12 protein-coding genes are annotated in these 14,526 nt (G+C 46.5%); all 12 read left to right on the top strand.

Annotated elements, in window-relative coordinates; all coding sequences use genetic code 11:
• Positions 1–175: 175 nt before the first annotated feature.
• Positions 176–1,225, top strand: a complete 1,050-nt coding sequence (locus QZZ54_RS09570) for an ABC transporter substrate binding protein (protein WP_290702167.1) — start codon at positions 176–178, stop codon at positions 1,223–1,225.
• An 84-nt stretch (positions 1,226–1,309) separates the two neighbouring features.
• Positions 1,310–2,413 carry an ABC transporter substrate binding protein gene (locus tag QZZ54_RS09565; RefSeq protein WP_290702165.1) on the top strand — a complete coding sequence of 368 codons (1,104 nt, stop codon included), beginning with the start codon at positions 1,310–1,312 and terminating at the stop codon, positions 2,411–2,413.
• Positions 2,414–2,422: 9 nt separating this feature from the next.
• A complete protein-coding gene (locus tag QZZ54_RS09560; protein WP_290702163.1) occupies positions 2,423–5,284 on the top strand; it encodes a response regulator in 2,862 nt (953 codons plus the stop codon).
• On the top strand, positions 5,268–7,403 hold the full coding sequence (locus tag QZZ54_RS09555) for an EAL domain-containing protein (protein ID WP_290702197.1): 2,136 nt from the start codon (positions 5,268–5,270) through the stop codon (positions 7,401–7,403). Before QZZ54_RS09560 ends, QZZ54_RS09555 begins: the two co-directional genes overlap by 17 nt.
• 194 nt (positions 7,404–7,597) lie before the next feature.
• The gene (locus QZZ54_RS09550) at positions 7,598–7,912 is read left to right on the top strand and encodes a PepSY domain-containing protein (protein ID WP_290702161.1); all 315 of its coding nucleotides are present in this window, start codon (positions 7,598–7,600) and stop codon (positions 7,910–7,912) included.
• 5 nt (positions 7,913–7,917) lie between these two features.
• Positions 7,918–8,592 carry a response regulator transcription factor gene (locus QZZ54_RS09545; protein ID WP_290702159.1) on the top strand — a complete coding sequence of 225 codons (675 nt, stop codon included), beginning with the start codon at positions 7,918–7,920 and terminating at the stop codon, positions 8,590–8,592.
• A complete protein-coding gene (locus QZZ54_RS09540; protein ID WP_290702156.1) occupies positions 8,589–9,953 on the top strand; it encodes a sensor histidine kinase in 1,365 nt (454 codons plus the stop codon). Before QZZ54_RS09545 ends, QZZ54_RS09540 begins: the two co-directional genes overlap by 4 nt.
• Positions 9,940–10,587: a hypothetical protein gene (locus QZZ54_RS09535; RefSeq protein ID WP_290702153.1), complete on the top strand. Its 648-nt coding sequence runs from the start codon at positions 9,940–9,942 to the stop codon at positions 10,585–10,587. The genes QZZ54_RS09540 and QZZ54_RS09535 overlap by 14 nt, the downstream gene beginning before the upstream one ends.
• Before the next feature lie 5 nt (positions 10,588–10,592).
• Positions 10,593–11,654, top strand: coding sequence for a hypothetical protein (locus QZZ54_RS09530; RefSeq protein ID WP_290702150.1), 1,062 nt, complete (start codon positions 10,593–10,595; stop codon positions 11,652–11,654).
• The gene (locus QZZ54_RS09525; RefSeq protein WP_290702147.1) at positions 11,632–13,278 is read left to right on the top strand and encodes an ABC transporter ATP-binding protein; all 1,647 of its coding nucleotides are present in this window, start codon (positions 11,632–11,634) and stop codon (positions 13,276–13,278) included. Before QZZ54_RS09530 ends, QZZ54_RS09525 begins: the two co-directional genes overlap by 23 nt.
• Positions 13,262–14,140 (top strand): alpha/beta hydrolase, encoded by an 879-nt coding sequence (locus QZZ54_RS09520; RefSeq protein ID WP_290702144.1) that lies wholly within the window; start codon positions 13,262–13,264, stop codon positions 14,138–14,140. The genes QZZ54_RS09525 and QZZ54_RS09520 overlap by 17 nt, the downstream gene beginning before the upstream one ends.
• Entirely contained in the window at positions 14,076–14,468 is a 393-nt protein-coding gene (locus QZZ54_RS09515) for a hypothetical protein (protein ID WP_290702141.1), read from the top strand. Before QZZ54_RS09520 ends, QZZ54_RS09515 begins: the two co-directional genes overlap by 65 nt.
• Positions 14,469–14,526: the final 58 nt, after the last annotated feature.

Here is a 14,526-nt window from a genome sequence, read left to right as displayed (position 1 = left end):
TATCATCCTTTTTCGAACAAGTGTATAAATGGATGAGATGTATTCCTGTAGGGGGAGAGGAGAGGTTATGCGGTGTATAAAAAGCCTGTGTTTAGTCATTTTGTGTTGTTTGATGGTGCCAGTTGCGCTGGCTGGATCGTATACAGATAAAGAGACTTTTCCTACAGAGCCAGTAATGAATGGTGATCAGCGATGGCGGATTGGCTACTTTGAAGGTGGCGAATATACCGATTATCAGAAAATTCTGATCGAAACGGTTAAAGGCCTGATGCAGAAAGGCTGGATTGATAAAGTTGAGGTCCCGGATCAGGAGGGCGAGCAAACCGCGCTATTTTGGCAATGGTTGAGGGGGGTCGATAGTAAATATATTGAGTTTGTAGAAGATGCTCACTATAACGCGCAATGGCATGAGACCCAGCGGGATCAGATGGCAGAAGAGATAGTTTCTCGGCTGAATCATGAAAATGATATTGATCTAATGATTGCTATGGGGACCTGGGCAGGCAAAGCGCTTTCCAATGATCGTCATAGCACTTCAACAATGGTGCTTTCTGCCAGCGACCCATTAGCTGCTGGAATTATTAAGAGCGTTGATGATTCTGGTTTTGATCATATACATGCCACCCTGGATCCAAATCGCTATGAACGTCAGGTGCGGGTATTTCACGATATTGTTAATTTCAGAAACTTAGGGGTGGCCTATGAAAATTCTGATAATGGACGTAGCTATGCTGCGCTGGATGTTATTGAAAAGCTAAGCAAGGAGCGGGGATTTAACATTGCTCGTTGTTACACCCAGAGTGACATTAAAGATACTGCAAAAGCCGAAGCAAGTGTTGTTAATTGTTTTGAGAAGCTGGCTCCGAAGGTTGATGCTATCTATGTCACCGTGCAGGGTGGTATTACCAGTGACAGCATTAGTAAATTGGTCAGCATTGCTAATAAACATCGGGTACCAACGTTTTCCCAGTCAGGTTCAGAAGAGGTTAGTAAAGGTTTTCTGTTGAGCTTGTCTCAGGCGGGATTTCGCTACGTGGGTGAATTTCATGCGTCTACTTTTGCCAAAGTATTTAACGGGGCGTTACCTAATCAATTAACTCAACTTTTTGAAGAGCCTCCCCGGATGGCGGTGAACCTAAAAACAGCAGAGATTGTTGGCTTTAATCCGCCATTACTGTTGCTGGGTGCAGCGGATGAGGTTTATCGAGAGATTCCTGAAGAATAAATATAAAACAAGGATATAAGTGACTCTATGTTACAACAGGGAAAGCAACAGCTGAGATTTTGGCTGACAGGGATAGTGTTATTAATGTCCTGTTTTTATTCTCCCCTTCAGGCGACTGAAATAGATAGCAAACCATGCCTTAACCAGGGAGAAAAGTGGCGTCTGGCCTATTATCAAGGCGGTGAGTATCGTGATTATTATCAGTACCTTAGAGTGACTACCGAGGGGCTGATGGAGCAGGGTTGGATCAGCCCTAAAAAAATTCCGAGCCAGTTCTCATCTGCAGGTGAGTTATGGGATTGGCTGATAGTTAATGTCGAAAGCGACTACATCGAATTTTTGCCTGATGGCTTTTACAGTGCGGACTGGGATAGAGAATATCGAGCAGAATTACGTGAACTGGTAGTCGGTCGTCTACAAAAGAGTGGCGAGATAAATCTCATATTAGCGATGGGCACCTGGGCGGGTATTGATATAGCCGTTGACAGACATTCGGTGCCGACGATGGTTATTTCGGTGAATGACCCGCGAACGGTCGGACTGGTTCAAGAAAATGATGAGTCATATCGGCATATCTATATTACGGAAGACCCGTTGCGCTATGAACGCCAGGTAACGCTGTTTCATGATCTGATCCGTTTTAAAACACTGGGCGTGGCTTTTGAGGATAGTTATGAAGGCCGCAGCTATGCCTCAATTGATACTATCGAGCGACTGGCTGCAGAACGAAATTTTCAGGTAATCAGTTGCCATACTCAGAGCGATATAGTGGACCAGGTTCAGGCCGACCAATCGGTTATCGATTGTTTCACTGAACTGGCGGGAAAGGTGGATGCGATTTACGTGACGGTTCAGGGAGGTGTTAACAATCAAACTATCCCGGCTCTAGTCGATATCGCTAATCAGCATAGTATTCCAACCTTCTCTCAGTATGGGCAGCGTGAGGTTAAACTGGGTTATCTTATGAGCCTGTCCCAGGTAGAAGGGTTTCGGGAAGAAGGGCGATTACTTTCCAATATAGCCGGAAAAATATTTAATGGTGGAAAGCCTGCCTCCCTGATGAATGTATCGGCAGAAGCTGACAGGATCACCCTTAATCTTAAAACAGCAGAACAGATCGGACTGTATCTTGATGCAGAACTTCTGGCGGCTGCAGATCAACTTTATTGGCAGATAGAACAACCCTGAGTACTGAGTATGTTGTCCAGTTTCAAATTTAAAATTATTGCGCTTGTTGTCGCGGTGTTACTCGGCACCGCAGCTGGTGTGATGTACTTTACCCAACGAGATGTGGGTCAGGCAATGCTAGTTGCGGAGCAGAAATCAGCTCTGAACGTATTGCAGCTTGCCGACCTGAATATACGTGCTGGATATGATCAGTTAGTGACTGAAAAAGTCGATATTCTTCATAAAATAAAAAGGGATATGCGCCAATTAACACGCTTGGGGAAATCGGTATTAGATAGCTATGCTCATGTTTCAAAGCCCAACCTTCTGAGTGAAGGTGTCGCAAAAGATACTGCTCTAAACTGGATTGAAAGTGTCGATTTTGATAATGGAGACCTGATCCTGTTCGGTGCTGATGGCGCTATTATCGGTTCAACGGATCATGCGCTTACCGGCACTTCAATAGCGGGTTTACGAGACCTGAAAGGGCGTCAACTGCATCAATCGATGCGCTATGACCGGCTGGACCCGAAAGGCGATAGCGGAATTTTCTATTGGCACAAACCGGGCCTCCCTAATGGCGATAAGTATATGGGGTACTTTATTCCTGTCTCATCTTGGGACTGGACACTGGCTATTGTGGTTAATTTTTCCGATGTTGAACAGCAAAGTCAGCAGAAGATGAGTTCGATTGTTGACGCGCTACGAACTACGTTTAATAAGCTTCAGGTTGCTGAGACAGGTTATGCGATTCTGTTTAATGGCCAACAGAATGCGTTGATAGAACCGCCACTACAGCGTTTGCAGGGTGGAATTACCACGGATGATCTGGACTGGAGTCAAGCGGGCGTGCTTGAACAAATTATTGAGGCCCATGGTCGTGGCGAGGACTCAATTCGTCATCAGAGTCCCTTTACAGGAGGCCGAGAAGTACAGATCTACTTTAGTTACTTTAAAGCGTTTGATTGGTACTCCGCTGTCGTGGTTCCGATTGCTGAGATTTCAGCGCCTGGCCGAACGGTGGTTGCTCAGCAAAGTCTGATCATCGGGCTGATTTTTATGATCAGTATTGGTGCTGCTTTCATTCTGGTATTTCGTATGGCCCGCCCGTTAAATATTCTGGCATCTTATGCAATGTCGCTGCCTGATCAGGACTTTATAAGGCCTGCGGATCAGAGCAAGAAAGTCATGAATCTTGCTCAGAAAAATAAAGATGAGATTGGCCGTCTGGCTGAGTCATTTCTGTTCATGGAGATGGCAATCAGAAAAACTATTCAGCAAGTACATAAAGAGAAAGAGACCGCGATTAAGGCTAGCCAGGCGAAAAGTGAATTTCTGGCGACAATGAGCCATGAAATTCGCACTCCAATGAACGGTGTGCTTGGCATGAGTGATCTAGTTCTGGAAAGCGATCTGACTGAAGAACAGCGCCGTTTTATGGAGATGATTCGGTATTCCGGTGAAGGCTTGCTGGATATTATCAATGATATCCTGGATTTTTCTAAGATTGAGGCGGGTAAGCTAAAACTCGAAGACCACCCCTTGAACTTGACTGATCTGATTCAGACCCAAGTGTCCATTCTTGATACTCAGGCGCAAAAGAAAGGTTTGACGCTTATTTGTCACCTGCCGCCTGAGCTCGATACAGTGGTAATGGGTGATGCTATGCGGCTCCGACAGATATTGACGAATCTTATCGGTAATGCAATTAAGTTCACACTTCAGGGGACGGTTGAAGTGACGGCTGTCGTATTTGAAGACACTGAACAAGAGATCTCTTTTCAGTTCCGGATTGCAGATACTGGCGTTGGCATCTCCTCAGAACATCAAAGCGTGATTTTTGAGTCCTTTGCTCAGGCTGATAGCTCTACCACCCGAAATTTTGGTGGCACCGGTCTCGGGTTAGCAATCTCTCGTCAACTGATCGAGATGATGGGGGGAGCGATCGACTTCTCCAGTGAGCTGGAGAAAGGCACCACCTTTTGGTTTGGCCTGAAAATGGCGAAAACAGATCTGCTTCCTAAACAGGAACGGCCTGAACTTCGTCGGCTTGCAGAGCTAGATTCTGTGTCAGGGCATATTCTGCTGGTGGAAGATCATCCGGTGAATCAGGAGTACGCGCTGCAGGCTCTGAGAGGATTGGGTGTTACTGTTGATACTGCGGGCAATGGGGTTGAAGCGTTGAAGATGCTGCAGCAGACCGATTACCAGTTGGTGCTGATGGACTGCCAGATGCCAGAGATGGATGGTTATCAGGCGACTCAAGAGCTTCGGAAACTGGAACGTGATAAACAGCGGCCTCATCTTCCTGTGATCGCTCTGACCGCCAATGCTATGGCCGATGATCGGGAGCGCTGTTTGCAAGTAGGCATGGATGATTACCTGGCGAAACCTTTTAATAAAAGACAGATTAGTCTTATTTTAAAACGTTGGCTGGGTGGTAGTGGTGATGGCTGTGCTGAGTTGAAAGAGTCTTACACCGTGGTGCCAACGGAGTCTGGTGAGAGAGAAAATCCTGAACAGATGGGGGAGATTGACAGAGATGTCATTTCACAACTGATTGAGATGGATACCAGTGGCGTATTTCTACATAAAATTATTACTGCATACCTTGAAAAATCACCTGACGACCTGGCCCGCATTAATGCGGCGATAGAAGCCCAGGATTCTGAGATGCTCAGAGTCGCGGCTCATAGCTTTAAGTCCAGTAGTTACAATCTTGGGGCGATGAATCTGGCTGAGTTATGTAAAGCGCTGGAACAGGTTGGCCGGGATAAAACAATAGAAAAATCTGATGAGTTAGTCTCTCAGATTGAAGGTGCTTATCTTAGGGTGAGTCAGACGTTACTCGATATTAAAGAGAGAGAAGGTGAGCATGTCTATAGTGAGTGATGTGACACCTGTAATTTGCAGAGTATTAGTTGTTGATGATGATCTGACGGCTCGCTTACTGGCGACTCAGTCCCTGCAACAGGAAGGGTTTGAGGTTCTGTTGGCAGATAATGGTGTGACAGCACTTCGAACCTTTCAGGACGCTCAGCCAGATATCGTGCTGATGGATGTAGAGATGCCTGAACTGAATGGCTTCGAAGTTTGTCGTCAGTTACGTAGCTTACCTTGTGGCAAACTTGTGCCGATCTTGATGGCGACGGGGCAGGATGACCTCGACTCCGTCCGTGAAGCCTATGCTGCTGGCGCGACTGATTTTGTGACTAAGCCTTTTAACTGGAAAATCCTGGGTCATCGCCTCAACTATATGATCAGGGCCAGTAATACCACGGAACAGCTGCGTGAGTTACAGATTAGTGAAACGCGTCTGGGTAATGCGCAGCGAATTGCCCGATTGGGAAACTGGGAATGGCATGTCACTAGTGGTGAAATTTACTGGTCTGATCAGTTCTACCAACTGTTAGGCGGTCAGCGAGGTCGGACGAAACCTGGTTTCAGGTCTTTTTTACGCTGTGTTCCTGCCAGGGAGCGATGTCAACTTAGGCATTGGTTAAAAGAGCAGCTTAACTGTCATTATTCTGGGTTTATGTCGGGCATTAATCATAGTATTGGTATTCCCGGCCAGGGCCTGATGAATATGCAGCATCAGGTAGAAGTCTTCTGTGATGATGAGGGGAAGGCAACCCTGATCGCAGGAACTATGCTGGATGTGTCTGAGCTTAAACAGGCCCAAGATCAGGTTCTTAGATTGGCCCGCTTTGATAGCCTTACTGGCTTGGCAAACCGGAGCGTATTTAGTGAACGGGTTAAACTGGCTATAGAAACCGCTGATCGAAATGGTTTTCTGGGGGCGGTGCTGTTTTTAGATCTGGATAATTTCAAACGTATTAACGATACATTTGGTCATGGTATGGGTGACCTATTGCTACAGGAGGTTGCTCGTAGGATTACTGAGAGTGTCAGTGATAATGATCAGAGTAGTCCATTAGTCGCTCGATTCGGTGGCGATGAGTTTACTGTGTTATTACCTGAAATAAATCAGATCAGCGATGCTGAAGAGGCTGCCCGCCGGATTCTTGAATCTATAGGTATGACTATCGACCTGGCGGGTCATGAGGTTGTGGTGACTCCGAGTATAGGTATCGCTATTTTTCCTCATCATGGTGAAGATGTAGACAGCCTGATGAAGAACGTTGATGCCGCGATGTATTTTGTTAAGCATGCAGGAAAAAATGGTTACGAGCTGTTTGTAAAATCGATGAATATCGTAGCTAAACGTCGGTTAGAACTGGAAAGTCACCTAAGACATGCTATCGAATTGAATGAGTTGTCTCTGAATTACCAGCCTCAGGTTGAGATGTCTAGCGGGAGAATTATTGGGGTTGAGGCGCTGTTGCGCTGGCATAGCAAAGAACTCGGATTTGTATCACCGGTTGAGTTTATTCCGGTGGCGGAAGAAACAGGATTGATTTCCCCGATTGGTGAGTGGGTACTGAGAGAGGCTTGTCATCAAACCCGGGCGTGGCAGGTACAAGGGCTTCCAGAAATTAGAGTTGCCGTAAACCTCTCTGTTCGCCAGTTTGCTAAACAGAATCTGGAAAAACTGGTGAGTCAGGTGCTGTTGGATACTGGCTTGCCCGTGCACTGTCTGGAGTTAGAAATAACAGAGAATATGCTGATGGATGATGTGGAAGGGTCGGTTGAAACATTGCATCGTCTGAAGGCCTTAGGGGTTCAGTTGGCGATAGACGACTTTGGCACCGGATACTCAAGTTTGAGTTATTTGAAACGATTTCCCATCGATAAATTGAAAGTGGATCGATCCTTTATTACCCATGTGACTACGGATCCAGGTGATGCCTCAGTTACTCAGGCGATTATTGCCGTCGCCCATAACCTTGGGCTGAGTGTGACCGCTGAGGGAGTCGAAGAAAAATCTCAGCTGGAATTTCTTCGGGAACTGCAGTGTGAAGAGATACAGGGGTACCTCTTTAGCCGGCCACTAAAAGCCGATGATCTGGCTCAGTTGTTAAAGAGCAATAACGGCTATATACAGATCTGATCAGACCAGATTTATTGCCATATTAAGAGTACGGTCCAGACTTGTCTGTAGCTCTGATGTTTGTTCGGTATCCTTTCTAAGTCATTAATTATGTAAAATAATTATGTTTACCTCCATTTTTTCCTCTTTTTTAAGTTTCATTTAAGTTAGCCCAGCTAAACTGTTTTTAAACCTAGCAAGTATGAACTCGTTATATGTCTTATTTAGCTAAATCGATATTACTACTACTTATATGCGGCTTTGCTGTTGGAGTCTCTGCCGATCCGCAGGATAAGGTTGATCCCGATTTAGCGGCAGAGCTAGTGGATCAAGGACTGATTGTTTCTCTGGATCAGTTATTGGCAATGCATGCCATTCTTACCGGTAATCGGATGTTAGATCTGGAGCTGGAACAGAGCGATGAAGAGTTTACTTACGAAATAGAAGTGCTTCATGCCGATGGGCATGTGAGTGAGTATGAGTTTGATGCGGTGACCGGTGAGTTACTCCAAGAAACGTTCGGAGAGTAATCGAAATGCGGATTTTGATAGTAGAAGATGACGTCAAATTAGTAGATCAACTACGCAGCCAGCTACAGAGCACGGGCTATGTTGTTGAAGTCTGTCATGACGGTATGCGCGGTGCCATATGGATTCGCGAAGGCGATTTCGACGTTATTATCTTAGATCTGGGCTTACCAGAAAAACCGGGGCTTGAAGTATTACGTGAGATGCGAGCAGAACAGAACGCAACCCCAGTTCTTATTTTAACCGCCCGTGATAGTTGGCAGGAACGGGTGGATGGGTTAAAAGCCGGTGCAGATGACTATCTTGGTAAGCCTTTCTATATGGAAGAACTGATGGCCCGGTTGGAAGCTCTTATTCGTCGTCGTCATGGACAGATTACGCAGCAGTTAGAATATGGGGGTATCACGTTGGATCTGGATACTCATATAGCTAAAAGCGTTGATGGGGTTGAGTTCGAGTTAACCGGCATCGAATTTAGACTGTTGCGATATCTGTTGATGAATCCTGGCCGGTTGGTGAGTAAGTCTGTGTTGTCGGAACATGTGTATGAAGAGGAACAGATTCGGGATAGTAATGTGATTGAGGTCTATATTAATCGGCTAAGGCAGCGCTTTGGTAAGCAGTTTATCAAAACTCGTCGGGGACAGGGTTACTGTCTGCAAGCCGAAGGCTGTGACTCATGAATTTGGCGATGCCATCCCTTGAACGACGGATCCGGCGTGGCTTAATCTTGCTGGTGGTACCTGCGTTCGTCCTGCTTCTCTTTGTGCTTCACAATGTGATGCACCGGATTACCAGCGAGTATATCGGTTCTCGCTTAGGGCATGATGTTGAGAACATTATTACCGCACTCGAGTGGTCTGATGGCCGTTGGCAGATTGATGAGAGCCGTGTATCAGAAATTTATAAAAGAGTTCGGACAGGCCACTATTATGTGATCAGTTGGGACGGTGGTGAGCTTCGCTCACGTAGCTTGTGGGATGCTAAGCCCGAGGTGAATTTCCTTCCTCCCGGTGAAAACATTCAATTCAGGGTGCCGGGTATAGGTGATGAACGCTGGTTAGTCTGGCAGCAAGGGGTTCGTAAACAGGGTCATGATATGACCATTTGGGTGGCTGAGGACATTAGCTTATTTATTGCTCGTCAGAATGAATATGAGTATTACCTGTTAACAATCTTAGTGGCATTGACGTTGTTTATTTTGTTGTTACAGCGGCGTATTTTGCAATGGGGGTTTGGTACGCTGAAACCTTTGCAGAATGCCCTGCTGAGAGGCAAGGTTAGCGGAGCTGTCAATTTGCCTGAAGGTATCCCGCAGGAGGTGAAGCCCCTAGCTGATGCCATTGAACGTTTGGTTGATCATTCAGGGAAACAGCTAAGTCGTTCAAGAATGGCAACTGGAAACCTGGCCCATGAATTGAAACTTCCGTTACAGCATCTGCAGATATTAGCTGAAGCGGCTGAATCTTCAGATAACCGTGCAAGCTTGCGGCAGATTTATAGTCAGCTTCATCGGCGTATTGAAAGTGAATTGCGTCGAGCCAGGATCTCCGGCTCCCCCGCGCCAGGTGAGCTCTTTTATCCCCGTGAAGAGCTCCCTTACCTGGTGCAGCTATTGAATCAAAAACGTAGTGGTAGCGAGATAGAACTAAATCAGCAAGTACCAGAAACCGCAATACCATTTGATCGTGACGATATGTTGGAGCTGGTGGGCAATTTGTTGGATAACGCCTGGCGTTATGCTCGTTCACGAGTGTTGCTGCATATAAAAGAAAACAGAGGAAGCTGGACCATTATCGTCAGTGATGATGGGCCTGGAATACCGACTGATAAAATTGACAGTATGACTTGGCGAGGCAATCGCGCAGACGAGCAGGGTGATAATAACCATGGTTTGGGGTTATCAATTTGCCACTCTGTTGTTAGCAGCTATAACGGGAAAATGAGTCTGAACGCCGGTCGATTAGGTGGTTTGCAGGTGCTTATTGATCTGCCGCAGTCGGCCAATGATGACTTTGAAAAGGGAAGAAATGATGAAGACTAAAACTATAGCGAAAGTTGTCTCTCTACTTTTGATGGTTCCAGCAATTGTGATGGCAAAGCTTGAGCCCGGTAGTGTCGTAATCTATACCAATGGAAATGTTGAGAAGCTGGTAGAACAGAATAGTGAGTGGAACCTCTGGGAAAATCAACGCAACCGTCGTTATAAACGCTCCTATCTGCCTTACTTCCCAGTTCTTGAATATCGTCGCTTTACAGAAGAGTTAAGCGGTTACGATCAATTTGTAGCTGATATGAGTGCCGTTGAACTTATCCCTTATAGTGCCCGAGAATCCGTTCAGTTTTCACTGACTCGTAGAGACCTTAATAAGGGATCTAGCAGTCGTCTTTGGCGTTGCAGCTATACAGGAAAAGGTAATTATCGGCTGAGTAAGCAAGATCTGGTAACTCAAGATTACAGTTGTACTCGATTTTCGGTGAATAAATATTATGTAGAAAGTTTCCGTGAGAAGCTGGTTGTATCCTATTCGCCAAGGCTTAATCTGGTTGTAAAACAGGTTAAGACAAACCGACGGGGTAAAGAGACTCAGATAGCAGTAAAGCGAATTCTGACTCCTGAGCGGGCCACATCAAAGCGTATTGCCCGCACCGTCTATAAACTTCATACCTCCAGGTGAACACTATGAATAATCGAATAGCCAATGCAAAGCGCAGCTATATTACTCGGAACGTGGATCTGGCTGTGGCAACCTCAATTAGCCAGGGTGTGCCCAGCTCAGGTGACCTGATACTGGCCCGGGTGGACCGAATTCGCCATCATACTCGTCTGGAAAATGAGGCAGGGCGACGAGAGCATCTTTACCCTGGGGATGAAATTGTCGTAGCGGCTGCTGATCGTTATGCTACCGGGCAGTTTCATGCACGTGTTCCTGCTGCGCTGGGTGGCTGTCATCTAGTAGCGGCAGGTGGTATCGCTGCTGAAGTGACTCAACGCAACCGTGGAATAAAAGCCGCGACAGAGATCACTGCGCTTGGCTTGCTCTGTGATAAGCAGGGTGCTGTTGTAAATCTGAAGCAGTTTGCTCCATTGAATGAGCTACAACCCAAGTCGGTTGATTTAACGTCCTTGCCGACGTTGTTGGTTATGGGGAGCGACATGAACAGCGGTAAAACCACGTTGGCCTGTGCCGCTGCTAATGGCTTTCGACAGGCAGGCTACCGTGTCTCTGCGACCAAGTTGACCGGTACCGGTGCAGGTCCTGATTACTGGCGGATGAAAGATGCTGGTGCTGATAGGGTTGTTGATTTTTTGGATGCGGGCTATGCGTCCACAGTGGGAATGACTCCGCCACAACTGGTGGATATATTGCAGCGTTTTAAAGCAGATGCTCTGCAACAAGGTTCAGATATCCTGATCGTTGAAGTTGCTGATGGTGTACTGCAACCAGAGAACCGAGCCCTATTGCAATCTGGAGCTTTCCTTGATGAAGTCAGCGCAGCCTTGATTGCTGCAGACGGTGCTATTGCTGCCACTATGACTGCTCAAACGGTTTTGCATGCCGGGATTAGTGTTTTAGGTGTAGGTGGGCTTATTTCTAAGTCGCCACTCAGCTGTGATGAGGCAAGAAATAGTTTAGGTTTACCAATCCTTGAACTAGATGATTTTCATCGAATGGAGACCCGGGATTACCTTCTAGGGAGTCTGTTTGGGGCGGAAAACTATGCTGCCGCGAATTCTAGCTAATAAACGTTGGCAGCCTCTATTGCTGCTGGCGGCGACAGGTGCGTTTCAATCCATTTGTTTGATCTGGTTGATTGGATGGGCTCGCGAAGTCGTTGAGGGTGGTTCTGACCAATTACAGTCTGGAGACTGGGTTATCGGTATTGCGGCTATTCTGTTTTTGGCGGCGGGCCGCTATGTAGAGCGGTTTTATGCAGAGCTATTGGCGCAGCGTTATATATTTGAGTTGCGAGGAGCTGTGTTTGAAAAATCGCAACGGTTACCGACTAAAGATTTCAGAGTGGCTGATAAGGGAGGCACATTGTTGAGGCTTACCGGTGACATGACTGCCATTCGAAACTGGATTGTGCAGGGGTTGGCGCCACTGATTGTGATCGGTCTTTGGTTTAGTGTGTCTTTGGTCGCTTTAGCGCAGTTGCACTACTTATTAGTCGTTGCCTTAATTTTGCCTATTTTTATTGCTGTAGGAGGTAACTATCTATTGGGTCGCTACCTCTTCACCCAGTCAGAACAACTGAGACGACGACGTGGTGAGATGATCCGTAATGTCACTGAGAAATTACGTCAGCTACCATTGATTCGAGCTTATAACCAACCAGCAAAAGAATCTCGTCGCTTTGCTCGACAATCAGAGAGGCTAATGGATAGTCAGGTCAGACGTGCACGAACATCTGCGCTGATGCGGGGAATGAATGAAGCAGTCTTGCTTTTTGCTATGTTGGCGTTGATTAGTACCGGGCTCTATCTACAGCGAAGCGAAGTACTTAGTGGCCAGTATATGGCGGTATTGATGACGGCCGCTCTTTACCTATTGGGGCAGTTGCGACGGTTAACCCGTTTGTATGAGTTCTGGACTCTGAAAAAAGTTGCCGAAAAAAAGCTAATGCAGTTTTTGTCCCGGGACTCTCTCACTGAAGGTCGGCGCAGAAGACTTAAAGGTGAATTTAAGTTAGAGCTACAACAGGTGAGCTGTAATGATCGCCTGCTGCCTCAATCATTCCTGATTGGCTCAGATAGCCGGATTCAGCTGACCGGTATATCTGGAAGTGGTAAAAGTACGCTGTTATCAGTGATTGCCGGGTTGACTCAGATGACAGCTGGAAAGATCTTGTTATGCGATAAACGCTATAAAAACTATCAAGCCAGATTGATTAGTCAGCAGATCTGTCTAGTTAGCTCCGATCTTCCATTACTCAGGGGAAGTCTGAAAAAGAATCTTCTCTATGGTGCTCGTTCATTGGCTGAAGAAGACCTGGCTAGTGTACAAAATATTTGCCGATTGAATAGCTCACAAGAATTACCAGAGGGTTTACAAACTGAGCTAGAGGAAGGTGGAGCTAATCTTTCAGCCTGCCTGAATTATCGAATTATGCTGGCTCGTGCGCTGTTACGTAAGCCTGGGTTGTTACTGCTTGATGAAGATGTCGCGCATCAGAGCTCTGTTGTCCAGGAGGTTCTCAGAGAGGTTGCTCAAGCATTTCAGGGGGCAATGCTACTCTGTGCGGACTTTCAGGGTGCGGAAAGAATATGTCCACAACGCTGGATGTTGAACAGCAGGTCTGAACCGGTTGATTTAGTTGATAACCCGAATGTGATTCCAATGGAGCACTATGCAAAAGGTAAATGAGCTACTGCCTCCTCCGGGAGAGGTACAGAAAGTGGTTTTCCCCGCTATCTCTGGCTTACCTTTCTGGTTGTATCAGCCGCGCAAGATCCGCAATATGCAGCGTATTTTAGTCGTTGTGCATGGTATTTCCAGAGATGCCGAAGAACAACTGGACTGTTATCGTACGATGGCGGATGAACTAGGATGCTGGCTGGTGGCTCCGCAATTTAAAAGTAAAGCTTTTCCCCGTTATCAGCAATTATGCGCGGGCTCTGGTCAACCTCGAGCGGATATAGCGTTGAATAGTTTCCTGGCGCTTTGGCGGGGTATGCATGGTCAGCCTTATCTTAAAATCTGGTTGGCCGGATATTCAGGTGGAGCTCAGTTCGCCCATCGATATGCTCTGCACCATCCGCAGCAAGTTGCTGCGATGATATTGGGGAGTGCGGGTTGGTATAGCTTTCCTGATCAACAGGTTAAATATCCCAGAGGTATTTCCCGTTCAGTCGCGCTAAATTCTGTGCGACTTGAGGAAATGCTAAACATCCCGATGCTGGTTACTGTGGGGGATGAGGACAACCTAAGAGATAACAGCCTGAAGACGTCCGAGTCTCTGGATCAGCAGCAGGGCGATAATCGGTTACAACGGGCACTTAACTGGTGTGAATCGATTAGACAGTTACAGCAGGCGAAAACATATAAACCGGTTCAGTTTAAGTTACTCATTGGGCAGGGACATAATTTCTATAAAAATATGCAGCAGGGGGGAATGGCATCACTGGTACTGCAATTTCTGCTGCAAAGTGAGGGAAATAATAATGAGCAAAATACGAATCCTGTTGATCAGTACAGTGATAATAGCTATCTCAGGGTGTCAAACTAAGCAGGAAAGTACACAGCTAAAATCTGCAGAGCTTCAACACCTGTTTAGTGAACGAACAGTTGAGTCTTATAATCTGATTAACGGCTCAACCAGTTTTACTTACTATGGAAAAGATGGCCAGGTTTCGCAGAAGCGCTATTGGGAGAATCGCAAAGGAAAGTGGCGGATCAGTGATAATATGATCTGTCTGCAGATGGCGCATAAATCAGAAAGCTGCAGAGCCGTGTATCTGGAGGGTGATCGTTACTACAAATATCGCGCTGATGATCAGGGGCAGCCTCAGAAAATTATCCGTTATCGTCAATTCCTGACGGGCAATCGGATATAGTCTGAGCCACTTTCATTGATACGACATCGCTTATGCAATGTAAGGGTTGCTGTAGCAA

The sequence above is a fragment of the Amphritea sp. genome (assembly GCF_016744155.1).
Lineage (GTDB): Bacteria > Pseudomonadota > Gammaproteobacteria > Pseudomonadales > Balneatricaceae > Amphritea.
Note: the sequence above shows the minus strand (reverse complement) of the source record. Positions and strands in the feature narration are given on the sequence as shown.